Origin of the sequence: Bacteroides sp. 224, assembly GCF_010500995.1 — a bacterium.
Classification (GTDB): domain Bacteria; phylum Bacteroidota; class Bacteroidia; order Bacteroidales; family Bacteroidaceae; genus Bacteroides.
This window is the reverse complement of record NZ_QVMK01000004.1, coordinates 70,513-97,397: the sequence shown is the minus strand read 5'-3', so window position 1 is coordinate 97,397 and position 26,885 is coordinate 70,513. Positions and strand designations below refer to the sequence as shown.

Below are 26,885 nucleotides of genomic sequence, written 5' to 3'. Positions count from 1 at the left end.
TGTGTTCAAAATTTCAAAATATTATTTAATAAGCTCTTGCAAATACTACCCTGCAAGCAGAAGGTTTACCCGTAACCATGCAAACACCCGGAGTTTTATCTCCTTCTAAAGGTATACAACGGATTGTTGCTTTGGTTTCTTCTTTAATTTTTTCTTCTGTTTCGGGAGTACCATCCCAATGCGCAAGAATAAATCCACCTTCTTCTATTTTTTCTTTAAATTCATCGTAAGAATCTACGGTGATAGTACGGGAATTACGATAATCTAAAGCTTTCTTATATACATTTTCCTGAATTTCTTTAAGCAGATTCTGTACGTAAGTCTCAATGCCATCACAAGAAATAGTTTCTTTCTCAAGAGTATCACGACGCATTACTTCCATTGTATTGTTTTCCAGGTCACGACCACCCATAACCAAACGAACAGGAACCCCTTTCAACTCATAGTCGGCAAACTTAAAGCCCGGACGTTTATTGTCTGCATTATCATATTTTACAGAAACACCCATTGCCTTTAAATTAGCTACAATGCTGGCTACCTTTTCATTGATAAGAGAAAGTTGCTCATCATTTTTATAAATAGGTACAATTACCACCTGGATAGGTGCAAGTGTTGGAGGAAGTACTAAACCGTTATCATCGGAATGAGTCATGATAAGTGCTCCCATCAATCGGGTGGAAACTCCCCAGGAAGTAGCCCATACATATTCCAATTTATTTTCTTTGTTTACGAATTGTACATCGAAAGCCTTGGCAAAGTTCTGGCCCAAGAAGTGTGAGGTTCCACTTTGTAGAGCTTTACCATCTTGCATCATTGCTTCAATAGTATATGTTTCGAGAGCACCGGCAAAACGTTCGTTGGCACTTTTAATACCTTTTACTACAGGCACTGCCATATATTTCTCTGCAAATTCGGCATACACATGCAACATTCGGATTGCTTCTTCTTCGGCTTCATCTTTGGTAGCATGTGCTGTATGACCCTCTTGCCACAGAAATTCAGCGGTACGAAGGAATAAACGAGTACGCATTTCCCAACGCATTACATTTGCCCATTGATTAACCAATATAGGAAGATCACGATAAGAGTTAATCCAATTCTTATAGGTATTCCAGATAATTGTTTCGGAAGTAGGACGGATGATTAATTCTTCTTCCAGTTTAGCTTCAGGGTCTACTACCACCCCTTTTCCATCGGGAGAATTTTTTAATCGATGATGAGTAACCACTGCACATTCTTTGGCAAATCCTTCTACATGCTCAGCTTCGCGACTTAAAAAAGATTTCGGGATCAGCAAAGGGAAATAAGCGTTTACATGCCCTGTTTCTTTAAACATATCGTCTAATTGACGTTGCATTTTCTCCCATATTGCATAGCCATAAGGCTTAATCACCATACATCCGCGAACAGCCGATTGCTCAGCTAAATCAGCTTTCAGTACCAGGTCATTATACCACTGTGAATAGTTTTCGCTGCGCTTTGTCAGATCCTTTAATTCTTTTGCCATTTTATATCTTGTTTCTTAATTGATTTTATACATTTTGAAAGTGCAAAATTACTAAAAAAAACGATTCTAACACATATATCTAAATCGTTTGAAGGGATATACCTTTATATCGGTAAGATATATACCTTTAAATGTTCAAGGTGTATGCCCTTGCACTCCAAAGGTATATAGTTAAGCATGCCAAAGGTATATACCTACAGAACCTAAAGGTGTATACCTAAAGGAGGTTTAAGTATACACCTTTGGAAGACTTAGTTATATACCTTTGTCCTCATAATGCAATTGCGAAAGGCAATTTCTCTGGCTTATTTCAAAGCGCTTGAACCATTGCACGCAAATAATCAAATCTGAGCGCTTTTAGATGTGAAATTATGTTTATCCGACAACCGTAATAGTGTCTTCTTTTAACTTTTTTTCTTTTAATGGTGTATTTGCATATCCTAATGCAGCACAGCCATACACTTTATGATGCTCAGGAACCCCCAATGAAGTTAAGTAAGCTCTTACTTCCGGATCATCACAAGTGGTACCCAACTGATTTATCCAACAAGAACCGATTCCTAAAGATTGAGCAGCCAGAAATATGTTTTCCAAAGCTACGGCACAATCCATTCCGGCCCACCACTGAGTAGGTTCATTAGATACAATAATAAGTGTAGGAGCATGATAATAGCAATTATAGTTCACATTATTTCCGCGTTCTTGTAAACGTTTATCGTCGGATTTAGCAAAAGCCCCTCTGATATGTTCATTTAATAGGGTAAGTTTTTCTTTATTTTGTATAGCTGTAAAATGCCATGTTTCCAGATGCATGCCATTGGGCGCATAAGTAGCAGCTTCCAAAATTGCATCTAAATCTTCTTTTGATACTTGCTGTTCGGTATAAGTACGTACACTTCTGCGGTTTTTTATTGCTTCTAATACTGCATTTGTTTTCATAACAATCTCTTTTAATTATCTTTTTGATAGCCCTATTTTGGCATTTAGTTTAAAATACCAGATTCCATTTTCACGTTCCAGGTAGCCATATTTATCTTTTTCGATAGCCCCCTTTTCAAAACGTGTATTATGGAAAAGAAAATCCTCAAATTCTTTTTTATCTGATTTATGATAACAATCTAATTCTCCATTTCCATGAATTAAAATAATTCCCTCGATGGCAGAGTCTGTTCCGTTATAAATTTTAGCCGGACGCATTCCTAATGCCAAAGCCATCAAGAATTGTTTCATTTTAAACTCATAAAAACCATGTTTATTGATCAGTTCCTCTTTTATTTTAAGTGGATTAATGGTTTTCATTGTTTCTGTTAATTCATTGATGCGCATAATACCGTCTAACTGCATGATGCGCAACATTTCAGCCAGCAGGCGAGGGAAATGCAAATCTATCATTAATAAATTACAGCGGAATACACGATCTGCTACATCTGCATATTTCAGTATACCTCCCAGGCGCTCAATCAGCATCATCCGATCGGGAACTTCGTTAGGGCTATCCAAAGCATTTACTTTGTTTACAGTAGGTACAGCAAACTTAACTCCGGTTAATTCAAATTTCAGATTAGCTGTCCGCCCTCCGTCCAACAAAGAACGCATTTTGCTTAAACGTGAATAGATACTAAACCCAATAAGTGGAGCTTCGGGATGCCAAAAAGCAATGGAAAGGTCTGTACGATCTTCGGTTTGTGCTTCCAGGTTGTAGATGGCAAGTTCGTCCAGAAACTCTTCTACCCCATCGGGAGAAACTACTACATCATCCGAAGAAGATTTAATGGCAGATAATATAAGCTCCGCTACTGTTTGGATATCTTCTCGCAGAATCTTTTTATTTATCTTTTCGCCTTCAATACAAATGTTCTCTTTTTCGATGTAGTATTTCCTCAAGCCATCATGTTCTGTTCGCTGAATTACTGCTATGGGTTTATCATTAATTTTTCCATTAGCAAGTAAATGAAAGAAAGCATATAGTTCACTCCATTCTCTTTTTGTAGCTTCAAAAGGCATAATATTTAGTAGTTAGTTGTTATAATTCATCAGTAGTAAGAAGTCGGGCGGAATCTACTTTTTCCAGTCGTGCACGCAGTTTCTCCATTTTAGACTTACGAATGCTCAAAGTCATGGTGCAATCCATATCATAGATTTGAGAAACAATAGTAGGCTCTTCCTCTTTAACGATACGCATGATATCATTCATAAAAGGAAATTCAAACATTACAGTTATTTCTTCATCTACTGTTTTTTCAATGATGGTTGCGTTGGCTATTGCTTCTGCTGCTGCCGCTTTATAGGCAACTATAAGTCCACTTGTACCTAATTTAATTCCTCCGAAATAACGCACTACAATAACCAAAATATCTGTTAACTCATTGGAGTTTATCTGGCCAAGAATGGGCTTCCCGGCTGTACCGGAAGGTTCTCCGTTATCATTGGCACGGAAGTCTTTTCTATCAGCACCTAACATATAGGCGTAACATACATGACGGGAATCGTAGTATTTCTTTTGATAGACTTCGAGGTGGTCTTTAATTTCGTCAATAGTGGTTACGGGGATGGCAAAAGCAAGGAATTTGCTTCGCTTTTCGGTGTAGATGGCTTCGGAGAGGGTTGATATGGTTTTGTAGGTATCGTTGAGCATTATTTGAATATAAAACTGAATTAGTGGCAAAGATAAAAAAGAGGATCCAAACTTTTGTTTGAATCCTCTTTTTTTATCCTCTTTTACTAATTAATTATTCGCCCACATAGATATTATCTAATTGAACTGTAGAGGTCTTACCTTTACTTTTATCGCCCCAATACTTGAATCCGATATAGACTTTTTGACCTACATAATCATTTAATGAAGCATTACCCACATTGGTAAATGGAGAATATCCTCCTTCTCTTTTAGGGAAGCTGAATTCATTCGTAATTTCAATCCATTTTTCTTCTTCAATAGAGGTTGCCAAATCTTCTTCTTTTCCAGAGAAGCTCGACGAAACAAATACTTGTAATGCGTCATGCATCCAATGTCCGGAAACCATATCAAAAGTTAAATGGTAATCTTTCTTAATTTCTAATTCGGGAGTAATAAGCCAAAGCTCTATTTCGCCTTCAGTTTTTGATCCATAAGCAACTCCTTCTGTATAGATATTGTTACTATATTTTCTGTCACGCCAGAAGTCTTCTCCTTTTACAGAAACGGTTAGCCATCCTTCTATTACAGTCTTTTCTTTTTCTGCATAATTTCTATTTTCAAATCCTTCATTTAATGCAGCTTTAGGAACTGTGCGAATAAACTCCCATTTTGAGCCATTATATTTATATTCATCAGTCAAATCTGTGACGCCCCCTGTGAGCACCCATCCGGTAGCATCTCTTTGAAACTCTAAAGCCATAAACGCATTTTCAGAAGTTTTGAATGCCACAGCTTTAATGGTACCAACAATTGCTAATGGATATTTTTGAGCAAGGAACATCGGAAGATGTGCCTGAACTGTGGCAGATGTAAAGTAATCAACTCCCATACTCTTATAATCTTCAGATTGAAGAATAGATGCTTCTTCGTATATTTTCCAGGTTTCTTCAGTGTATTTATATAGCGTATTCTTAGCTGTATACTCAGCCGGAACTTCATTCGGATCTTTAACAATAACATTGTCTATTCTTATAGTACTGGTTGCATTAACATCAGGATCACCATTACCCTCATATCTAAATGCAACTCTGATTTTTTTTCCTACATAAGAAGACAGGTCGTATGATCCGGCATTTGCAAACTCTCCTGTAGTAGGAATGGTAAAGTTGTTTGTTATATCAGTCCATTGTGTGTTTTGTACTTGCTCCTTCTCACTTCCAAGCAGGTTGGTAGTAATCAAAACTTTAATTCTTCCACCATCCGCTGTATAATAAACATATACTGCATCAAAAGTTAAAACCATACCATTTCCAACAGTGAATTCTTTAGATATTAAATAAGAATCCAACTCGCCATCTTCATGTTTATTTGCAGATTGTTGCGCATGTAAAGTTTTAAAATAATCTCTTGTTTGCCATAGGTATTTTCCTTTTACAGTAACATTGATCCAATCATTATAATCAATGTTTACCCTATTAGTACCCGATTCAAAGTCTTCTTTAAAGGCAGTTATAGCACCATCCTTTTCTGCTTCATTATAAGTAACTGCCAAGATATCACCTTCAGTTGGCTCAGCAATAGTATTACCTAAAATTGTAGGTATAAACGTTTTCGCAGGTTTAGAAGGTGAGAAATAGTTAATACTTGATTCTTCTCCCCATGCTTCCTGATAATCAGCAACAGCAAGAATATGAGATTTTGTAGCAGATAGATTGGTTATATACTCGGGTGTTGATAGCATGTATTTATAATCTACCATAGCCGTAGAACCTTCATCGGCAGTGTAATAGCGTCCCAATAACCATTCTGGAAGAACTGTATTGGCTGGCTTATCAGCACTAAATACCCCTCCTGCATAGGAAGTTATGTATTTAGCGACATTCTTAATTTGACTTGCGTCATCTAAACCAGGAAAATCTGGTTCATTGTTGCAAGAATTAAAAGTAAACAGTCCTGCAACAAGAGCACTGAATAAATATATCTTTTTCATATTAATATCTTTAGTCGGATTGATTAAAATCTAATTTTTAAACTTGTAGACCAAGTACGTCCAAAACCATAAAATACAGTAGCATCTTGCCAACCATGGCCACCTGTTTTAGCACCATTATCTTTAGCATCAGTAATGTATTTCTCATTGAGTAGATTATTGCAGTTTGCAGTCCATGTAGCATTCAAATTACCAACTTTAAATTTGTAACTTAAATGTCCGTCATATACAAATGCACTTGGAATTCGCCAAGGTTGTTCAATCGTAAATTCTCCTGACTCAAATTTGGTGGCACCTGTAATATCATAGTCAGAGTAGTTTCTTCCATAGAAATTACCACTAAGACCTATGCGCAACCCTTCAAGTACTTCATAAGAAATTCCTAAAGCTGCAGTAGTTTGTGCCGAGTTACCTACTTTGACATCTTTCATATTTAAAGTAACGAATGCATGGTCTGGACTTCCGGGGGTGGTAGCATTACCATTTTTATCAATTGCCTGACCACTACGATTATACCAATATCCTGTTGCATTACTTTTCCATTTCCAATCTCCAAAAGAGAACATACCGGTTAATTCCATTTTCGGCATTGGTTTATAAACAAGTTCCAACTCTACTCCTTGATGAAGTGCATCAACACCAGACATATTCAAATAAGGACTTCCTTGAGCATCTGTAGCTGTTTTTACTGTTGATTTATCTAACCAAGATGTACGATAAATATTCAAATTAGCATTGAAATTGCGAGAAGTATATCCATAACCCAATTCAAATGAAAACACTTTCTCATTAACTGATTTATCATTCAGTAGGTTACTGGTATTTGAATTTAAAAATACCCCATACGATAAGAAAGGAGCACGTGAGAAGAAACCTACATTGGCAAATACATTATGATTGCTAGTTAAATTATAGTTGGTTCCTCCTTTAACGCCAAAGCCGTACTTTGTTTGAGTATCTGATTTTTCATTGTCGTAATAAAAATAATCCTGTCTTTGAGTTGTATTTATATTCGCATTTGCAGAAACAAACGCAGACAATTTATCCAAAGAATATTCTGCTTGACCAAATACGCCATATTGTCCTACATAACTATCATAATCACGATATACAACATCTCCAATATACAAACGTTGATTTGTCCATGTCGGATCATCTTTAAATTTGCCTTTTTCACGATCTGGGTCAATAATATACTCGCCGCCGTATAAATCAACAATTTTTGCTTTATGTGTACCTACATAATAACGCATATCAACACCAGCCTGAATATTAATTCTGTCAGTTATTTGATTTGTATATGTCGATAATAATCCGTACCATTTATGGCTATTGATATTTTTAGCCACTGCCGCTAAGCTACCATTGTCAGATGCTGCATTCTCTGCCATAATTTTCGCATAGTCAAAAGTGCCGTCTTCTTTACGATATCCGGTATTTGGTACACCATTGGTAGCTCCATATAAATTAGAATAATTAGTACCCACACCACGATATCCATATCCGTCTCCTATAGACATATAAAGTGAAGATGACAAGCTGGATTTTGCATCAATATCCCAGATGTGATTTAAAGAAATCTGAGGTTTGTGATAGCTGTTATAGTTTGTACCTACACGTTCTTTGCCAGTAGCATCAAAGCCATAAGTTGCGTTATAGCGATAGCCGGCACCTGATCCTACTTTTTTCTGTTTTTCCCATTCAACAATAGTCAATCGGTCATATCTTTTATTATGCTTTTGGGGAGATCCTGTTGCTGTTAATGAGAGAGAATGATTATCGCCAATCATCTTTGAGATATTGACAAACCAAGCATAAGCATCAAATGCCGTACCTTGTACATATCCATCTCCCCATGTTTTAGAACCTAAAACAGAGAATGCCCAACCTTTGTCATTTACTCCCGAAGATAAACTAAAAGCAACCTTATTATAACCGTCATTAGCTATACCGTAAGAAACAGAACCGCCTTTCTTCGCATCTGTTGAATTAGTTATAATATTAATAGAACCACCCACTGAAGGCGAAGCTATTTTTGAAGCTCCTAATCCTCTTTGTACTTGCATGTTACGTGTTACATCAGTTAGCCCGGTCCAATTTGACCAATAAACTCCACCCCACTCCATTTCATTCATGGGAACACCATTTACCATTACAGCGATATTTGCTGATGCAAAACCACGAAGGTTGATACGAGAATCACCATACCCTCCTCCTTCTTTAGTAGCATATACCCCAGGAGTTGACTTTAATATTTCAGGAAATTCCTGTGTGCCTAATTTCTCTTCAATAAAAATCGGATTAATAGTAGAAACAGCTACAGGGGTTTTTCGAGCTACAGCGATAGAAGATGTAATAGTTACATCACCCAAAGCTACAGCATCCGATTCCATAGAAATAACACCTAAATTAGTGCTTTTCTGACCTATTTTTCTGTTTAATTCTTTATAACCCAAGTATTTAAAAAGGATAATAGAGTTTTGCGGAACGTCCAATGAAAAATGACCATTCACATCGGTAACTGTACCTTGTGTGCCTCCAACAACCGTAATTGTTGCACCAATCAATGGCTCATTGTACTCATCCACTACTTGACCTTTCACTGTAACTTGAGCGAATGCTGCGGAAGCAGAAAGCACCGACAGCATGGCAACTAACAGGAAATGAACTAGATGTTTTCTCATAATTCTGTTTTTTGTTAATAAAATCGATTAAGATGTTTTGTATATTGATGCAAATATATTAATAATATTTATAATTGTGAGACATCTTAGGAGCTTCTTTACAAGCAGAATAAACAATTTTTCATTTTCTATTATACAAGTGTTAAATAATTAAGTTAAGAGAAATATCGAAGAGTATCGAATACTCAACAACTTTATTTTTCTACAATAAGTCTTTGTATAATGGTAGGAGAATTCATACCTTTGCAAGCAAATTAACCATTAGGTAACTACTATTTATAATCAATGAGCGAAAAAGCCAATTTTATGGTATTCTCGGGTACTAAATCGAGATACCTGGCAGAGAAAATCTGCACTAGTCTTAATTGTCCTCTGGGTAATATGAATATTACTCATTTTGCTGACGGTGAGTTTGCTGTTTCTTACGAAGAATCGATCCGTGGAGCAGATGTTTTTTTAGTTCAATCAACATTCCCGAACTCCGACAATTTGATGGAGCTTCTTTTAATGGTTGATGCAGCCAAAAGAGCATCGGCTAAAAGTGTCATTGCGGTAGTGCCTTATTTTGGTTGGGCCCGTCAGGACAGAAAAGACAAACCTCGTGTATCTATTGGTGCTAAGTTGGTGGCCGATTTGCTATCAGTTGCAGGTATCGATCGTTTAATCACTATGGATTTACATGCCGATCAGATTCAAGGTTTTTTTAATATTCCTGTAGATCATTTATATGGTTCGGCCGTATTTCTACCTTATATACAATCGCTAAAGTTAGACGATTTGGTTATTGCGACTCCTGATGTAGGAGGTTCAAAACGTGCAAGTACCTTTTCTAAATATTTAGGTGTGCCTTTGGTATTATGCAACAAAACCCGCGCGAAAGCCAATGAAGTAGCAACTATGCAGATTATTGGTGATGTAGAAGGCAAAAATGTTGTATTGGTAGATGATATCGTAGACACTGCCGGCACCATCACCAAAGCTGCTAATGTTATGCTCGAAGCCGGTGCTAAATCGGTACGCGCTATCGCCAGTCATTGTGTGATGTCTGACCCTGCGTCAGAGCGAGTATTAGCTTCAGCCTTGGAAGAAATGGTATTTACCGACAGTATCCCCTTCTGCAAATGTTGCTCAAAAGTAAAACAACTCAGTATTGCTGATATGTTTGCAGAAACAATAAGAAGGGTCTTAAATAATGAGTCTATAAGCTCACAATATATTATTTAAATTGAAGTTATAGCTTTCGATATTCTTTGGGAGACATTCCGGTGTAATGCTTGAAATATTTCCCAAAGAATGATTGATTGGCAAAGTTCAACTCATCAGATATTTCCTGGATATTCTTCTGGGAAGATTTAAGCAATGATTTTGCTTCGAAAATAACAAAAACATCAATCCACTCGCCTGCTGTTTTCCCACTCACTTCTTTTACTACACTTGAGAGATGCTTTGGAGTAAGAAACAGTTCTTTTGCATAGAAATTAACACTACGCTCTTTTCTATATGATTCTGATAGTAACCGCATAAACTGATCAAAAAGAACCTCTTTGCGGTTTCTTTTTTCAGATTTACGCGGAACGCGCCGCCGGTAAAGATCATATATCTCGTAAAACATGGAAACAAGAATACCCTGAATGATTTCTTTACTATAATAAGAGTTCTCTCTCTTTATTTTACCCCAGAACAAATCATAGTAATTCATCAAAGAGCCTACTTCCTCACCAGATAAGTTTATACAAGGGTATTCCTTTGTATAGAAAAACAGGGGAAGTATAACCTTTAGTTTTGGATATACTTCGTCGGATAATTTCTTAGAAACAGCAATGAAAACTCCTTGAAAGTCATCACTTATTTCTAAGCTTTGCATAATTTGGTCCGGAAATATTATCAATAATGTGCCTGAAGATATATAATATTCCTGCATATTAATTGTAATCCTTGTATAGCCATTTGTGCAAATTGAAACCACAGAGGTTTCCATTCTGGTAGGCGCTTCATATAAAGGCATACTTTTGAGGTCATTAAATATGATAAAATCATTATCCTGAATGGATGCAAATCTTTGAGAGTTTGAGACTGCAGGATAAACCTCAAGTTGATACTGGGGAGGAGGGGTTGGAGTATTTGTAGTCATAGGGCGTAATGTTTTATACAAACGTATTGATAATTAGGCATTAAAACAACTATTCTTACGGCAAATCGGAGAAAAAGAACAATTATTGGGAGGATTCGAACTTAAATAAGAGATAAACAAAATAGTAGATGTTACAAAAGTTTTTCAAAAAAGCAATAAGGCTGCCTTTATTCTACTTAAGACAGCCTTATTGTGGGATTTTGTGTTGTTAGTTTGTTATTTTAAACCCTATAAAAAATGTGCGGGGTTGAGTGGGACCATAAAAATAACCAGAGTCTCTGTCTTTTCCTCTATCTAAATCTTTCTGAAAAGAATCAAAGATGTTCTGTACACCGCAATTAAGTTGTAACTTTATATGATCGCGTATTGGAAATGTGTAATTTAGCTTAATATTCATATCTGCGAAATCCGGTGTATTTTCCATACGTGGACCATCTTGGGCTTCATGTGGTACAATCATCTTACCTGTGTATACTCCAGATATGGAGAAATCAAACTGTTTTGATGGAGCAGAGGTAAAAGTAAGGTATCCGTAATAATCGGGAGTACGCGTCATGCGCTTAGTAGTCAATGATATAGCATCATCTCCTTCTCCTATTTTAGCCCATTCTTCATCTGTTTTGTATCTACTGCGTTGAGCGGTAAAGCCTAATTGAAATTGGGCTTCGCGGCCGTGTGCTAATTTAGCATCCAGGTTAAGCCCGTATACACGTGCACCTTCTCCGTTACGACGTTCTTTTATGATATCTCCATTTTCACTTTCTCCTATTTTTTCCAGAAAGAATACATGATCGAGGTTTGTATAAAAGCCTTCCAGCAATAGATTTGCCTGCCAATGTCCTATATTAGTACTCCAATCCACTGAACCGCTATAGCTGGTAGAACGCTCTTCGCGAAGACCGTCGGCTAATTTTATTAATTCTCTTTCTCCTTGTACAACAGTAACATGCAAATCCTCGTCATACGCTTGAGGAGCACGGAAACCTGTAGAGAAACTTAATCTGGCCTGAAAATTTTCTTTCGGTTTATACATTAAATTAGCTCTGGGGCTAAATATCAGATTGTCTATCAGGTTGTGTTTATCCAAACGGGCTCCAACAAGAAGAGTGAAGAGGTTTATATTCCATTCATTCTGAAGAAAACCTCCTCCAATACGAACATTCTGTTTTATATTACGATCTCTTACATTATCATCTAACGAATTGTTTTGATACTCAATACCACCCGTAAATACCGAAGGGGCAAAAAGACAGTTGCGCATCTTATTTACATACATAGCACCGGTTACCCAGGTTAAGTCATCAGTTTTGCCGTAGGCCTCCAAATCTTGACCACCACCGTAATAACTGTTACGATCTATATGCTGAATAGAGCCATATATCGAAAGTTTATGCTTATCTTCTTTCCAATAAGTATCATAACTTAGTCCTCCACTATTAATAATGTGTTTGGTTTGTTCTGTTATATCGGTTTCGTGAGGTTGTTTGTCGAAATCATTTCCTCCCCTGCGGAATTCATTTGTTGTATGATACTCAATATTTAAACGACTCCAATGATTAGGGCGATAATAGGCTCTCACGCCAAATGTATTCATATTCAGTTTTCCTACTTCCGAGAAACCATCGTCATCCCTGTCATAAGGATTCCTGTTTCGATAAGATTGGTAAAGAGCTATACCATAAGAGTTATCTTTTCCTACCAACGAAGCATTTGCACCGAAATATTGTTCCCAAGACTGTCCGTCCATGTTTGATAATGAACCGGCCAATTGAAAAGAGTTATTGATAGGGTCTTTAGTAATGATATTGATGGTACCTGCTACGGCATTTGCCCCGAAAAGAGCAGAACCTCCTCCGCGAACTACCTCTACCCTCTCTATCATATTGGCAGGAATCTGTTCCAAGCCATATACGCCGGAAAGAGCACTAATTATGGGGCGACTATTGATTAGTATTTGAGAATATGGACCCTCCAAACCATTAATACGAACCTGAGGAAAGCCACAATTCTGACAGTTGTTTTCCACACGAAGTCCCGACTGATAATTAAGCGTTTTAGCTAAATCAGTAGAATTGACCAATTCAAATAACTTAGGAGTCATCACATTAACTACCACAGGAGCCGAACGTCGGTTAACTTCATTGCGGTTTGCCGAAACTACCACTTCATCTGTAACAAATGCTTCTTCGTGCATTTTAAAGTGAACAACAGTGGCATACTCGGAACTTACCATTACTGATTTCTCCTGAGTTTTATACCCTAAAGCCTGAACTCTTAATGTGTATTTACCTGCCGGTATTTTCCGGAATTCAAATTGTCCTTGCTCATTCGTTGTCGTACCTTTTCCGGTTTCCAGAATAAGTATACTGGCATACGCTATATTTTCGTCACTTCCATTTACTATTACATGCCCGGCAATAACATTGCCATCTTTTATCGGATTGACGGCAACAACCTCTGTACCCATGCAAAAAAGCATGAGTAGAATAAAATAATTCTTCATTTTGAAATTGAATATGATTAATAATAACTTTTCTATTTATATTATATTATCATATTTGAAGGAGGAGCACGTAAAGAAAGAACTTTGAGATGAGTACTTTTTATAATGGGTGTTGTATCTTTAACCTCTATACAACACAATAACTGATCTACATGAATTAATTCATTATTTGAAGAAGGAGAAAACGAATATAAAGTGGAAAAATCATTAATTAAAACACATTCAGCACATGAGTGTGAATGCTCTCCTTTAGTAGGGTGAAAATGCGTGATGTATCTCCCATTTATATAATGTACATGGGTGAATATAGCTATATTGACCTGGTAATAGGCAAATATAGAAAAGAAAAAACAAGCCAGTAATCTACACGCTGATCGACTCATCACTATTCGTTAATTCGAGAATGCAAAGGTAAGCAATAGTTTGATAGTATCATATAGTTCTACTTTCAAATTGGTTTAAGACTTACTCTCTGTTTTTATATGCAAAGGATGAGTAAAAATAAAACGAGCACCATCATTGTAATCAGGATCTACCCAAATATCTCCTCCCCATTTAGATGTAATCAGTTTACATATAGATAATCCCAACCCTGTGCCTTGCACATATTCGTTTAGCTTTTCGAAACGCTCAAATACAGCGTCACGTTTTTCCGGAGGAATACCACATCCGGTATCTGTTACTGCAAAAACAGCTTTGTTATTTACTTTATCTACATCAAATGATAAAGTAATTGTACCATTTTTTGTGAACTTTGAAGCATTCGAAAGCAAATTAATCATTACTTGCTGCATACGCTGATTATCTGTATTTAATTCAAAAGTCGTGTATTCAGATTCAAAAACGAACTTATTAGTTGTTTTCTTTGAATACTCCATTGTTGTTAATACTTGTTGAGATAATTGTACCACATCACACATCTCAAGTGTAAGCGTAACCTTCCCGGTTTCAAGTCTTGATATATCTAAAATATCATTAATAAGCCTAAGTAAAAGGTCTGAATTTGCTTGAATAATTTCAGAATAGGAATACTGTTCTTCCTGAGTGCCCACTCCCATAGCTAATACATTGGAAAAACCAACAATAGAATTTAAAGGAGTACGAATTTCATGACTCATATTTGCCAAAAAAGCACTTTTCAGGCGATTAGATTCCTCAGCAGCTTCTTTAGCTACACGCAATTCAGCTTCGGAAACCTCCAGACTATCTTTCAGGCGTTTAGTTCTCACGAAAAAGAATAATGAAACAAGAAGAGCTATTGTTAGAGTTGCCAGAATGGTTACCCCTGCCCATATTTGATATTTATATTCTTCATAAAAAGAAGTGTCAAGATTAATCAATTCGGTTCCTGACGGCAATGATTCTAAATGAATGCCTACCTCTTCAACTTTCCTGCTATCAACTATCAGCCGATTAGGTATTATAACCACTTGATTATGGATGTGAGGATCATTTAATTTATTGATAACCTGATGAGCTATGTCTTTACCAAAATTACGATAAATAGGCATAACACCTCCAATGGCCCAATATCCAAATCCTATAGAAGTTATAGAAAATACAGGTACTGTAGGAATAGCCTCCATCATAGCGTATGTAGCGTTTCGCATAAAATAGCCGTCATTTTCATCTACTCGCCAAGTGCCCAATAATAATGCAGTGTTAGGTGGAAGCTTGCGTAATTCTTCTACAATAGTATAAATAGTATGAGTGCGGCCATCTAAAAGAATTAAATTCAGTTCCGGGAACTTTTCCATTTCTTTTCTGGCGTATGCCTGAATGGATACTCCGCCGTATGTGTTATCAGATATAAATGCTATATTCTCAATGGCAGGGTATAGACTTCTTATGAATTTAATATTATCTTCAAAATTATATTCATAAACAAAACCTCCTTCTATTTGATGAGTCAGAGAATCTGATATAAAGTCTATCGATTCCGGCATCCATTTTTTTAAAGAAGATGTGGTACTATCCGGCAATATAATTGCATTTCGACTTGCCATTGCCGAGAAGACCGGAATGTCAACCAAAATAGAATCTTCTTGTGATAAATAAGATGCCCAAGCTTCTTGACCTAATAATATGATAAGTTGCGGTTTATTATTCCCTCTATATTTATCAAGGATAGATGCCATTCTATCTTTCCATAAAAAAGACTCAGAAAAACTTCTACAGTTCATATTTTCTATCTGAACAGCGTTAGTTCCTCCTAATTTATTGTATTCTTCAATGAACTCGGAAATATTAGTAGCCGTGTTGCGGGAATCCGGATTATAAGAACTAATAATTAAAATGGGGTTGTCGCTCATCGCTACTGATGCATATAAAAAACTCACATTAAAAAAGATAAATGTGAATATGCAAAATAGGGTATAATAAGTTCTTACTGATTGGCTGTTCATCTTACAATCTATAAATAGGCTTCTATTAAGCAAATATACATCTATTTTATTAGTTGTGAAAATTAATACCTACATTTGTGTTTCAAATAATATAATTAGAATTATATGGAGTTATTTCATCAATTGATATCAGATAGACTGAGTATCAGCAAAAATCAAGTCAAAAACACATTAACATTATTGAATGATGGTTCCACCATTCCATTTATCAGTCGTTACCGGAAAGAGGCTACAGGCGGATTGGATGAAGTGAAAATCGGAGAAATAAAAGAATTGAATGATAAATACTGTGAGATATCCAAACGAAAAGATACAATTCTATCTACTATTGAAGAGCAAGGTAAACTCACAGAAGAGTTAAAGCAGCGTATCAATGAAACATGGGATGCTACCGTACTCGAGGATATATATCTACCCTACAAACCAAAACGCAAAACAAGAGCCGAAGCCGCTCGCCAGAAAGGTTTGGAACCACTTGCTCTTCTCATGATGCTTCAAAGAGAAAACAATATTACAGATAAAGCGCGTTTATATGTAAAAGGAGAAGTAAAAAGTGTAGAAGATGCCCTAAAAGGTGCTCGGGATATTATAGCCGAACAAATCAATGAAGATGAACGTGTACGTAATCTGATTAGAAATCAATTTTCCAGACAAGCCATCCTTACAGCAAAGGTTATAAAAGGAAAAGAAGAGGAAGCTGTGAAGTATCGTGATTATTTTGATATAACTGATTCTTTAAAAAGATGCACTTCGCATCGTTTGTTAGCAATTCGAAGAGCTGAGAGCGAAGGGTTATTAAAAGTGAGTATCGATATTGATAGCGAAGAGTGCATATCAAAAATCGAAAGATTAATCATTCGCAATAATAACGAAAGTAGTAAGCAAGTATCGGAAGCCATTCTGGATGGGTATAAGCGGTTATTAAAGCCTTCTATCGAAACGGAGTTTGCATCTCTTTCAAAAGAAAAAGCAGACGATGAAGCTATTCGGGTTTTTGTGGAAAATCTTCGGCAGTTATTGTTGGCTCCTCCATTGGGACAAAAGAGAGTACTTGCCATAGACCCCGGATTTAGGACTGGCTGTAAGGTGGTTTGTTTAGATGAACAAGGAAACTTGCTTCACAATGAAAATATTTACCCTCACCCTCCTGTAAATAAAGTGTCGGAAGCAGCTTCTAAGCTTCGAAAAATGGTAGAAGCATATAATATCCAGGCTATTGCTATAGGTAATGGTACTGCCAGCCGTGAAACAGAATCTTTTGTTACAAACCAACAGTTCAACAGAGCTATTCAGGTATTTGTGGTAAGCGAACAAGGTGCTTCTATCTATTCGGCTTCCAAAATAGCCCGTGAAGAATTTCCTGATTATGATGTAACAGTTAGAGGAGCTGTTTCAATAGGTCGTAGATTAATGGACCCTTTGGCCGAGTTGGTGAAGATAGACCCAAAATCTATTGGTGTAGGTCAATATCAACATGATGTAGATCAAACTAAGCTCAAAAAATCATTAGACCAGACAGTAGAGAATTGCGTGAATCAGGTGGGAGTTAATCTAAACACAGCAAGTAGTCATCTCCTTACTTATATTTCCGGATTAGGACCACAATTGGCGCAGAATATCGTAAATTACAGAGCAAATAACGGAGCATTTGCATCTCGGAAAGAAATATTGAAAGTGCCTCGTATGGGTGCCAAGGCATTTGAACAATGTGCCGGTTTCTTACGCATTCCGGATGCATCGAATCCTTTGGATAATACAGCCGTACACCCGGAAAGCTACCATGTAGTAGAGCAGATGGCTAAAGATATGCAATGCAAAGTTACCGATTTGATTGCCGATAAAGAATTAAGGGCTAAAGTCGACATTAATAAATACGTCTCTCCTACTATCGGAATACCTACACTGAAGGATATTATGTCGGAGTTGGATAAGCCGGGAAGAGATCCTCGCAAAACAATTAAAGTTTTTGAGTTTGATAAAAGCGTACGTACTATAAATGATTTACGGGAGGGAATGATTCTTCCGGGCATTGTTGGGAATATAACCAACTTTGGTGCTTTTGTGGATATAGGTATTAAAGAAAATGGATTGGTTCACCTCTCGCAATTAGCAGATCGTTTTATTTCAGACCCTTCTGAAGTTGTATCCATTCATCAATATGTTATGGTTAAAGTGATGGATGTAGATATGGATCGGAAACGTATTCAATTAACGATGAAAGGCGTCGAACAGTCTTAATTTTCAACGGTTTAAAACATCTTTCTCCACCCGGGTGGAGAGGGGTTGTACACCCGGATGGAGAAACTTCCTCCACCCGGATGGGGAAACCACCCACACCCGGGTGGAGAAAGAAATCTAAAATAGTCAGTCAAAATCAGGGAAAGTCAATCAGGACGAGTCACAGTGTGACACTTGTGACACTTCTGTGATGCTTTTCTGAAAAGTGTCACAGGCTATTTGATATTGAAAATCAGCCTATTAGTGCGGCGTGTGACACTTGTGACACTTTTTGATCGAAAAAATCACTCTGACAGTTAATTCTTTATATAATGGAAACTGCATTACTTATTATAAACGTTCTCTTATTAATAATTATCTTGGTGGTTGTAGTGATGAACTACCTGAATAGGTTGAAATCTAATCAGTTAGATGTTCTTTTGCGGCAACAAATGCAGGAAAACCGACATGAACTTGGTCAAACCATTCGCGAACTTCGTATGGAAATTCAGGATAGCATGCACAAAAACATGCTGACTACCGGAGAACTGCAAAAGCAAAAGTTCGAAATGATGGCCAAACAGCAGGAAAAGCTCATTTTATCTACCGAAAAGAGATTGGATGAGATGCGACTGATGGTAGAAGAAAAACTCCAAAAAACATTGAACGAGCGGATCAGTCAGTCATTTGAATTGGTACGGGCGCAACTGGAAAGTGTACAAAAAGGATTGGGAGAAATGCAATCGCTTGCTCAGGATGTAGGGGGATTGAAAAAAGTACTGACCAACGTAAAGATGCGCGGCACCTTTGGAGAAGTTCAGTTAGGAGCTTTATTGGAGCAGATGATGAGCCCGGAACAATATTCGGCCAACGTAAAAACGAAAAAACGAGGAACGGAGTTTGTAGAATATGCAGTTAAGCTTCCCGGAAAAAATGATGCGAACGAAGTTATATATTTACCTATTGATGCCAAATTTCCTAAAGATGTATATGAACAATACTATGATGCATACGAATCCGGCAACACCACTTTAATAGAAACTTGTGGCAAGCAGTTGGAAATAACGATCAAGAAAATGGCTAAAGATATCTATGAAAAATACCTTGATCCGCCATTTACAACCGATTTTGCCATCATGTTTCTTCCTTTTGAGAATATATATGCAGAGGTTATTCGTAGAACTTCATTGATTGAGTTTTTGCAAAAAGAATATAAGGTAGTAGTTACAGGACCTACCACCTTAGGAGCTATATTAAACAGTTTACAGATGGGATTCCGTACACTGGCTATTCAGAAACGAACCAATGAGGTTTGGACAGTGCTTGGAGCTGTTAAAACCGAATTTGGAAAGTTTGGCGGATTGCTTCAAAAAGTACAAAAGAACATTCAAAGTGCAGGAGATCAACTCGAAGAAGTTATGGGTAAACGCACACGCGCTATCGAGCGGAAACTTCGTGATGTCGAGAAACTTCCGCATGAAGAAAGCATGAAGATATTACCCATTGAAGATATGGAAGAAGAAGACTAAAAAGAACTGCTGTCTGAAATTCATCAAACAGTAGTTCTCAACCATATTTCTAAAAAAGAAAGCTCTTAATTCTTCTTCCAGAGTTTGCTCATTTCCTCCAATGTCTTTCCTTTTGTTTCAGGCACCAAACGCCATACAAAGATAGCAGACAACAAGGCAAAAGTAGCATATATCAAATAAGTACCTCCTATACTCCATTCAGATAATGAAGGGAATGTACTCGATACTGCGAAGTTAGCAATCCATTGTGCGGCTACTGCTATAGCAACAGCTTTCCCACGAATGGTATTGGGGAATATTTCGGAAATCAATACCCAGCAAATCGGTCCCCAGCTCATCATAAATGAAGCAGTATAGATAATGATAAAGATTAATGCTCCAATACCTATTAGATTCATGAATGAAAGGATGCTTAACGCTACCATACCTATCATCATACCAATAGAACCGATAATCAATAGAGGTTTGCGACCAAATTTGTCCACAGTAACAATGGCTACTACTGTAAAGATGATATTTACAATACCCATAACTACAGTCTGTATCATGGATATATCACCGGTAGCTCCCATATTTTCAAAAATACGAGGTGCATAGTAAAGAACTACATTAATACCTACAGCTTGTTGAAATATGGATAATAAGATACCGATAATGATAACTCCCACCCCATAAGTAAATAGCTTCTCGCTTTTCTCTTTAGCAGTGGCTTTAATTTCTTCGAGTATTCCGGCGGCTTTTGACTTTCCGTTAATACGTTCCAAAACATTTAATGCTTCGTTAGGATGTCCACTCAATACTAAATAACGTGGAGTTTTGGGGACGAAGAAAAGTAATAGTCCAAATATGGCAGCCGGGAAAGCTTCACTTATAAACATACGACGCCAGCCAATTTCAACCATCGCTTCGGCCGAAGGCAAATGATTACGAATCAGGTAGTTCACAAAGTAAACAACAAGCATACCGAAGATTATAGCAAATTGGTTGCAAGACACCAATCGTCCGCGCATATTAGCAGGTGCAATTTCAGCAATATACATGGGGCATACTGCAGATGCAAGCCCTACCCCAATACCGCCAAGAATACGATATAAATTAAATGCTACGAGCAAACCACTCGTTGGTTTACCATAATCGAAGAATAAGAATTCAGGATTATAAGAACCTAAAGCAGATAAGAAGAAAAGCAATGCAGCTAAACGAAGTGAATTTCTTCTTCCAAGTCTTGAAGCAAGTATTCCGGAGATTGCTCCCCCAATTACGCAACCTATTAATGCGCTGGAAGCAGTGATACCGTGCCATGCTTTTGTATATTCAAAGTCAGGAGCCGAGCGAAAAAAGGCTTCTAACCCTTGTTCGGCGCCGGAAATAACAGCCGTATCATAACCGAACAGTAAACCGCCAATAACGGTTACAGCTGTGATACAGTATAGGTAGAGTTTACTACCTTCTTGTGTGTTTTTAATCATGGCCATCAAATATACATATTCAAGATTGCTTCGTAAAGCTCTTGTTTTCCGCTGATTTGTTTGGGTTCGCCATTAGCTTTGGCATAAGCAACCAAATCTTCCAATGTAAGTTTGCCATTTTCGAATTCCTGACCTTTGCCTGAATCAAATGAAGCATAACGTTCTGTGAACATTTTCTTGTATGGAGATTCATTCAAAAGAGCTGCTGCACTTTCCAGAGCACGTGCCATAACATCCATCGCAGCAATGTGAGCGATAAAGATATCTTCCAGATCAGTAGAATTACGACGAGTTTTAGCATCAAAGTTTGTACCGCCTGTTCCTAAACCGTCATTGCGGATAATTTGCATCATAGCTTGTACCATTTCAAACTGATCGATTGGGAATTGGTCTGTATCCCATCCGTTTTGATAATCACCACGGTTAGCGTCGATAGAACCAAGCATGCCATTATCTACAGCTACTGCCAATTCATGTTCGAAAGTGTGTCCGGCTAAAGTGGCATGGTTTACTTCAATATTTACTTTGAAGTCTTTTTCTAATCCATGAGCTTTCAGGAATCCGATAACAGTTTCTGTATCTACATCATATTGATGCTTAGTAGGTTCCATGGGTTTAGGTTCAATCAAGAATGTTCCTTTGAATCCACGAGAACGTGCATAGTCGCGAGCAGCTTTCAACATTTGAGCTAAATGATCTTTCTCACGTTTTTGATCTGTGTTCAATAAAGACATATAACCTTCACGACCACCCCAAAATACGTAATTTTCTCCGCCAAGTTCAATCGTTGCGTCAATTGCATTCTTAATTTGAACAGCAGCACGAGCTACCACATCAAAGTTAGGGTTAGTAGCAGCACCGTTCATGTAGCGTTCATGACCAAATACATTGGCTGTACCCCACAATAATTTGATGCCTGTTTCTGCTTGTTTTTGTTTAGCATAAGCTACGATTGCTTTCAGGTCTGCTTCGTATTGTTCAATGGTGTCTGCTTCATCTATTAAGTCAACATCGTGGAAACAATAATATTCGATACCTATTTTTTGCATGAACTCAAATCCGGCATCCATTTTATCTTTGGCAGCCTGTAATCTGTCATTGCTTGTTTTCCAGGGGAATTTCATGGTTCCACCTCCGAATGGGTCGCCACCTTCTGCGCAAAGTGTATGCCACCATGCCATAGAAAACTTAAACCAATCCTTCATCTTTTTGCCGTTAACTACCTTTTCAGGATCATAATAACGGAATGCCATTGGGTTTTTACTTTCTTTACCTTCAAATTTAATTTTTCCAATACCGGGAAAATACTCTTTTGTTGCCATAATTACATTAATTTTGAATTGTGAATTATAAATTTCAAAATGATTATTTACTCATTGATTTTTCTAAGCGATGTTTCCATTTGGCGTAAGCATCTTCATAAGCTTGCTTTTGTGCTACATTAGGCTCAATTACATCGAGTTTTTCAAGTGTAGCAAATGCTTCGTTGTTATCCTTATAAATACCGGCTCCAATACCTGCGCCTTTGGCTGCTCCTACTGAACCATCTGTATTGTACAATTCAATAACAGCTCCTGTTACGCCTGCTAAGGTGTCTCGGAATATGGGGCTCAGGAACATATTAGCATGTCCGGCATGTATTTTTTTCACAGGAATACCCATTTGCTCCATGATATCGATACCATATTTAAATGAGAAAACAATTCCTTCCTGCGCTGCCCGTATTATGTGATGCTTGCCATGTGTATTAAAATCTACTCCACGTATGCTGCAACCAATTTCTTTATTATTCAGCATACGTTCAGCTCCATTACCAAAAGGTAAAATACTGATTCCTGCACTTCCTATAGGAGCTTTAGAAGCAAGTACATTCATTTCGTTGTACGAAATTCTTTCGGGAGCGATATTTCTTTTTACCCAGGAATTTAATATACCTGTTCCATTAATACAAAGTAGTACTCCTAAGCGAGTTTGCTCTAATGAATGATTTACATGTGCAAAGGTGTTTACACGTGATTGAGGATCATAATTAACCTCTCCATTCACACCATATACTACACCCGATGTTCCGGCGGTAGAAGCAATTTCTCCCGGATTGAATACATTCAGCGAAAGAGCGTTATTAGGTTGATCTCCGGCTCTATATGTAATAGGAGTTCCTTCCTTCAAACCTAATTCTTTAGCAGCTATGGCATTTACATACCCTTGTTCGGAGAATGTTGGTTTGATGTTTGCTATTAAAGAATTATCGAATCCATAATAATCCATTAAGAAGTCGGCTACGCGATTTTCTTTAAAATCCCAGAACATTCCTTCAGATAGACCGGATACTGTAGTACATACTTCGCCACTTAACTTCATGGCTATGTAATCTCCCGGAAGCATAATTTTATCAATCTTCTCATAAAGGGCAGGCTCATTCTCTTTAATCCAGGCCAACTTGGAAGCTGTAAAATTACCCGGAGAGTTCAATAGATGAGATAAACACCTCTCCTCTCCCAATGTTTTAAAAGCCTTTTCTCCATAAGGAACCGCACGAGAGTCACACCAAATAATGGAAGGTCTCAGCACTTGCTGATTCTTATCTACACAAACCAATCCATGCATTTGATATGAAATACCGATTGCCTTTATTTCAGCAGAGCTTATCCCCGACTCTTCTAATACAGCTTGTGTAGCACATTTTAGATACTCCCACCAACTTTCCGGATCTTGCTCCGCCCATCCCGGATTTACTGCTGTGATAGGTGCCTCTGTTTTAGGAAAGAACGCCGAAGAAATACTTTTGCCTGTTTCAGCGTTAACCAAGCTCGCTTTTACAGATGAGCTACCAATGTCATAACCAAGTAAAATCATTTTCTTAATTTATTATATATCTTCTTATCAAATTTATAGTAACGTGCAGCACGATGTGGCACACCTTTTTGTTTCTCTTCTAATGGAACTACGTATTCCATCATAGCTATTTTTTTATGGAAATTGCGTACATCCACAGGTTTGTCATACACCAATTCGAAAAGTGTGCGTAATTGAGAGGCTGTGAACTTCCGGGGTAGCAGTTCAAATAAAGCCGAAGGATTAAATTCTGTATATTGATTAATATAGCTCAAGGCTTCCTTTATAATAAGGTTATGGTCGAAAGCTAACGTTTTAAGGTCTTTTATGGCCACCCAACAAGCCTGATAATCATCTAAAACCGACTGACTGATTGCTCTGTCTATTTTTACCAAAGCAACATAAGCAATAGTAACAATACGCTCTACTTTAGATTGCATGGCTCTTTCCAGCCAACGAACATCTTTAGGATTGCTTGTTCTATTTTTAGATCCGAAAGCTTTAAATTGCATCAAATGCACATTTTTGACTCCCGTTAGCTCTCCTAATACACGTTGAGCTGCTTCATCGAGATCTTCGTCCATGTAAATAAGACTTCCCGGAAGTTTCATGTCGTGAAAAACTTCTCCATTATCCTCTCCCACTCTTTTAATAAGGAGTACTTTGAGTTGCTCTCCGTCAAAACCGAATACCACACAATCTACAGAAATGTGGTTATTTGCCAGGGGTGATAGAACTGGTATGTTTTGCATATATTTCGATCTTTAGTTTTGCAAATATATGTATTATCTTTATTTATCCAAACCAATTATGTGAAATTTATATTTGTTAAGTTGCTATTTATCAGATAAATAAATATCATATAAAATACAATATGATAAATGCTCCTTATCTTATAAATTACATTATGTAGATTAATGGATTAATTTTCGGTTTATTGTAGCATTCACAAAAAGACATAAAACCTGCCTGTATATATTCTTGTGGACTTTTAGAACAAAGAAAGTACTAAACGACTTATTGTATTATACAATTAGAAACAAATGCAAAAAATATATTCCAAATTACTTTTTAGTATTGTTTTTTTTAATATTTTTGCCATTAACCTAATAGCTAACTATAAAAATAAAAGTGATGAAACATTATCCTATTGTCTTTTCTATTGGTGCGTCGGATTGTTTAGGTAGTGCAGGCGTACAGGCAGATAACAAAGTTGTAACTTCTTTAGGAGCATACGCTTGTGCTGCCACTACTTCTATCGTGGTTCATAACACTCAGGGAGCTATTGAGAGCATACATAATGCCCCTGTTGAGTTCATTGAGAAACAAATAAAAGCCGTTATGGAAGATATTCATCCGGATGTCATAAAGATTGGCTTTGTGAATGACACTAATATTATTCGAACAATTGCTGAAGGATTAAGGAAATACCATCCGCGTTATGTGGTGTTCGATCCGGTTATCTTCACTATTGCCGGGCAAACTGTGCTTGAGGAGGATGCGATTAAAGCCATTCAAGACGAGCTATTTCATTTTACCAATTTAATAACGCTGACTCTGGAAGAAGCAGAAGCACTTACCAGCATTAAGGTATCTTCCAGAGAAGAAATGGCGCAATCTGCCCAAAATCTTTCGGAAATAAGTAACATGTCTATCTTGCTAAGAGGATTCTGCCCGGAAAGTGGTCATAGGTGCCATATTCTTCATTCACCTAATGGGGAAAAGTGGATATATGATTTGGGTAACTTTGTCCCTCCACGTATTCATGGAGTTGGCTCTTGTTTCTCTGCTGCTGTGGCCGCATACATAGCTTTGGGTAAAACATTGAATGAAGCAGTAGAAGAAGCACAAGTATATATCCAGCAAGCAGTAAAAATAGGTAGCGGTGTTCGTTTGGGACGCAGTTCCGACAGCATTTGCCATTCATTCGAACCCGAAAAAATGCGTATTCTTAATAATGGTTTCTAAATAATGCTTACATTTGCATCGTTATTTTTAAAACCATTTAAAGACGAAAACAATGAAAGCATTTGTATTTCCCGGCCAGGGCGCTCAATTCTCAGGAATGGGTAAAGATCTTTATGAAAGTTCTCCATTGGCTAAAGAGTTATTTGAAAAAGCAAATGATATTTTAGGATATCGCATTACAGATATTATGTTCGAAGGTTCGGATGAAGATCTTCGTCAAACCAAGGTTACTCAACCGGCTGTATTTTTACATTCTGTAATCTCTGCATTATGCATGGGAGATGCTTTTCAACCTGAAATGACAGCAGGACACTCATTAGGTGAATTCTCTGCATTAGTAGCTGCAGGAGCTCTTTCTTTCGAAGACGGATTGAAGTTAGTGTACGCTCGTGCCATGGCTATGCAAAAAGCTTGCGAACTACAACCTTCTACTATGGCTGCAATCATTGGATTATCAGACGAAAAAGTAGAAGAAGTATGCGCTACCATCACCGATGAGATATGTGTACCTGCAAACTACAACTGTCCGGGACAATTAGTTATTTCCGGTTCGATGGGTGGTATTGAGAAAGGATGCGAATTGATGAAAGCTGCCGGTGCTAAACGTGCGCTTCCATTAAAAGTGGGTGGTGCTTTCCACTCTCCATTAATGGAACCTGCTAAGGTAGAGTTGGAAGCTGCTATCAATGCAACAGAAATTCATACGCCTAAATGTCCTGTATATCAAAATGTGGATGCGTTGCCTCACACAGATCCGGCAGAAATCAAAAAGAATCTGGTAGCTCAGCTTACAGCTTCTGTACGTTGGACACAGACTGTTAAAAACATGGTAGCTGATGGCGCTACTGACTTTACTGAATGTGGTCCGGGTGCTGTGCTTCAAGGGTTAATCAAGAAGATTGAGCCGGGAGTAAGTGCTCACGGAATAGCATAAAGAACGTACTGTTCTTAAAATCAACAAACAAGGAGGCACAAAGACACAGAGAATATAAAAAACTCTGTGACTTTGTGCCTCTGTATTTATATAGCT

General features: G+C 37.4%; 18 protein-coding genes. 5 read left to right on the top strand and 13 right to left on the bottom strand.

Annotated elements, in window-relative coordinates; translation table 11 throughout:
- Nucleotides 1–25: 25 nt before the first annotated feature.
- The 6 genes from proS to D0T60_RS03890 all read right to left on the bottom strand — a co-directional run bounded on the left by proS (nt 26) and on the right by D0T60_RS03890 (nt 8,798).
- On the bottom strand, nt 26–1,507 hold the full coding sequence (gene proS / locus D0T60_RS03915) for a proline--tRNA ligase (RefSeq protein ID WP_163216849.1): 1,482 nt from the start codon (nt 1,505–1,507) through the stop codon (nt 26–28).
- 375 nt (nt 1,508–1,882) lie between these two features.
- A complete protein-coding gene (locus tag D0T60_RS03910; protein ID WP_163216848.1) occupies nt 1,883–2,446 on the bottom strand; it encodes a nitroreductase in 564 nt (187 codons plus the stop codon).
- A gap of 15 nt (nt 2,447–2,461) precedes the next feature.
- Nucleotides 2,462–3,511 (bottom strand): HpaII family restriction endonuclease, encoded by a 1,050-nt coding sequence (locus D0T60_RS03905; RefSeq protein WP_163216847.1) that lies wholly within the window; start codon nt 3,509–3,511, stop codon nt 2,462–2,464.
- 19 nt (nt 3,512–3,530) lie between these two features.
- Nucleotides 3,531–4,145 carry a YigZ family protein gene (locus tag D0T60_RS03900; protein WP_370524376.1) on the bottom strand — a complete coding sequence of 205 codons (615 nt, stop codon included), beginning with the start codon at nt 4,143–4,145 and terminating at the stop codon, nt 3,531–3,533.
- 91 nt (nt 4,146–4,236) lie between these two features.
- Entirely contained in the window at nt 4,237–6,114 is a 1,878-nt protein-coding gene (locus tag D0T60_RS03895) for a choice-of-anchor J domain-containing protein (RefSeq protein ID WP_163216845.1), read from the bottom strand.
- A gap of 23 nt (nt 6,115–6,137) precedes the next feature.
- The gene (locus tag D0T60_RS03890) at nt 6,138–8,798 is read right to left on the bottom strand and encodes a TonB-dependent receptor (protein ID WP_163216844.1); all 2,661 of its coding nucleotides are present in this window, start codon (nt 8,796–8,798) and stop codon (nt 6,138–6,140) included.
- Between the two features lie 285 nt (nt 8,799–9,083).
- On the opposite strand from D0T60_RS03890, the gene D0T60_RS03885 reads away from it, so the two are divergent.
- Nucleotides 9,084–10,022: a ribose-phosphate pyrophosphokinase gene (locus D0T60_RS03885; RefSeq protein WP_163216843.1), complete on the top strand. Its 939-nt coding sequence runs from the start codon at nt 9,084–9,086 to the stop codon at nt 10,020–10,022.
- A gap of 7 nt (nt 10,023–10,029) precedes the next feature.
- Here D0T60_RS03885 and D0T60_RS03880 read toward each other — a convergent pair whose 3' ends face one another.
- The 3 genes from D0T60_RS03880 to D0T60_RS03870 form a co-directional block, all read right to left on the bottom strand.
- Entirely contained in the window at nt 10,030–10,929 is a 900-nt protein-coding gene (locus tag D0T60_RS03880; protein WP_163216842.1) for an AraC family transcriptional regulator, read from the bottom strand.
- Nucleotides 10,930–11,137: 208 nt separating this feature from the next.
- Nucleotides 11,138–13,432, bottom strand: a complete 2,295-nt coding sequence (locus tag D0T60_RS03875; protein WP_163216841.1) for a TonB-dependent receptor — start codon at nt 13,430–13,432, stop codon at nt 11,138–11,140.
- A gap of 458 nt (nt 13,433–13,890) precedes the next feature.
- Nucleotides 13,891–15,744 carry a sensor histidine kinase KdpD gene (locus tag D0T60_RS03870; RefSeq protein WP_163216995.1) on the bottom strand — a complete coding sequence of 618 codons (1,854 nt, stop codon included), beginning with the start codon at nt 15,742–15,744 and terminating at the stop codon, nt 13,891–13,893.
- A gap of 198 nt (nt 15,745–15,942) precedes the next feature.
- Here D0T60_RS03870 and D0T60_RS03865 point away from each other — a divergent pair, with 198 nt between their 5' ends.
- Both D0T60_RS03865 and D0T60_RS03860 read left to right on the top strand, forming a co-directional pair.
- Nucleotides 15,943–18,075, top strand: a complete 2,133-nt coding sequence (locus D0T60_RS03865; RefSeq protein ID WP_163216840.1) for a Tex family protein — start codon at nt 15,943–15,945, stop codon at nt 18,073–18,075.
- A 374-nt stretch (nt 18,076–18,449) separates the two neighbouring features.
- A complete protein-coding gene (locus D0T60_RS03860) occupies nt 18,450–19,583 on the top strand; it encodes a DNA recombination protein RmuC (protein ID WP_370524375.1) in 1,134 nt (377 codons plus the stop codon).
- Nucleotides 19,584–19,648: 65 nt separating this feature from the next.
- On the opposite strand, the gene xylE is transcribed toward D0T60_RS03860, so the two are convergent.
- From xylE to D0T60_RS03840, 4 genes are read right to left on the bottom strand one after another with little or no spacing between them, the layout of a single operon-like run.
- Nucleotides 19,649–21,052, bottom strand: a complete 1,404-nt coding sequence (gene xylE, locus D0T60_RS03855) for a D-xylose transporter XylE (protein ID WP_163216994.1) — start codon at nt 21,050–21,052, stop codon at nt 19,649–19,651.
- 5 nt (nt 21,053–21,057) lie between these two features.
- Nucleotides 21,058–22,374, bottom strand: coding sequence for a xylose isomerase (gene xylA, locus D0T60_RS03850; RefSeq protein WP_163216838.1), 1,317 nt, complete (start codon nt 22,372–22,374; stop codon nt 21,058–21,060).
- A 43-nt stretch (nt 22,375–22,417) separates the two neighbouring features.
- Nucleotides 22,418–23,908 (bottom strand): xylulokinase, encoded by a 1,491-nt coding sequence (locus tag D0T60_RS03845; protein WP_163216837.1) that lies wholly within the window; start codon nt 23,906–23,908, stop codon nt 22,418–22,420.
- The gene (locus D0T60_RS03840) at nt 23,905–24,639 is read right to left on the bottom strand and encodes an NrtR DNA-binding winged helix domain-containing protein (protein WP_163216836.1); all 735 of its coding nucleotides are present in this window, start codon (nt 24,637–24,639) and stop codon (nt 23,905–23,907) included. The genes D0T60_RS03845 and D0T60_RS03840 overlap by 4 nt, the downstream gene beginning before the upstream one ends.
- A gap of 382 nt (nt 24,640–25,021) precedes the next feature.
- Here D0T60_RS03840 and D0T60_RS03835 point away from each other — a divergent pair, with 382 nt between their 5' ends.
- Nucleotides 25,022–25,855, top strand: coding sequence for a hydroxymethylpyrimidine/phosphomethylpyrimidine kinase (locus D0T60_RS03835; protein WP_163216835.1), 834 nt, complete (start codon nt 25,022–25,024; stop codon nt 25,853–25,855).
- 52 nt (nt 25,856–25,907) lie between these two features.
- Nucleotides 25,908–26,789, top strand: a complete 882-nt coding sequence (gene fabD, locus D0T60_RS03830; protein WP_163216834.1) for an ACP S-malonyltransferase — start codon at nt 25,908–25,910, stop codon at nt 26,787–26,789.
- Nucleotides 26,790–26,885 lie beyond the last annotated feature (96 nt).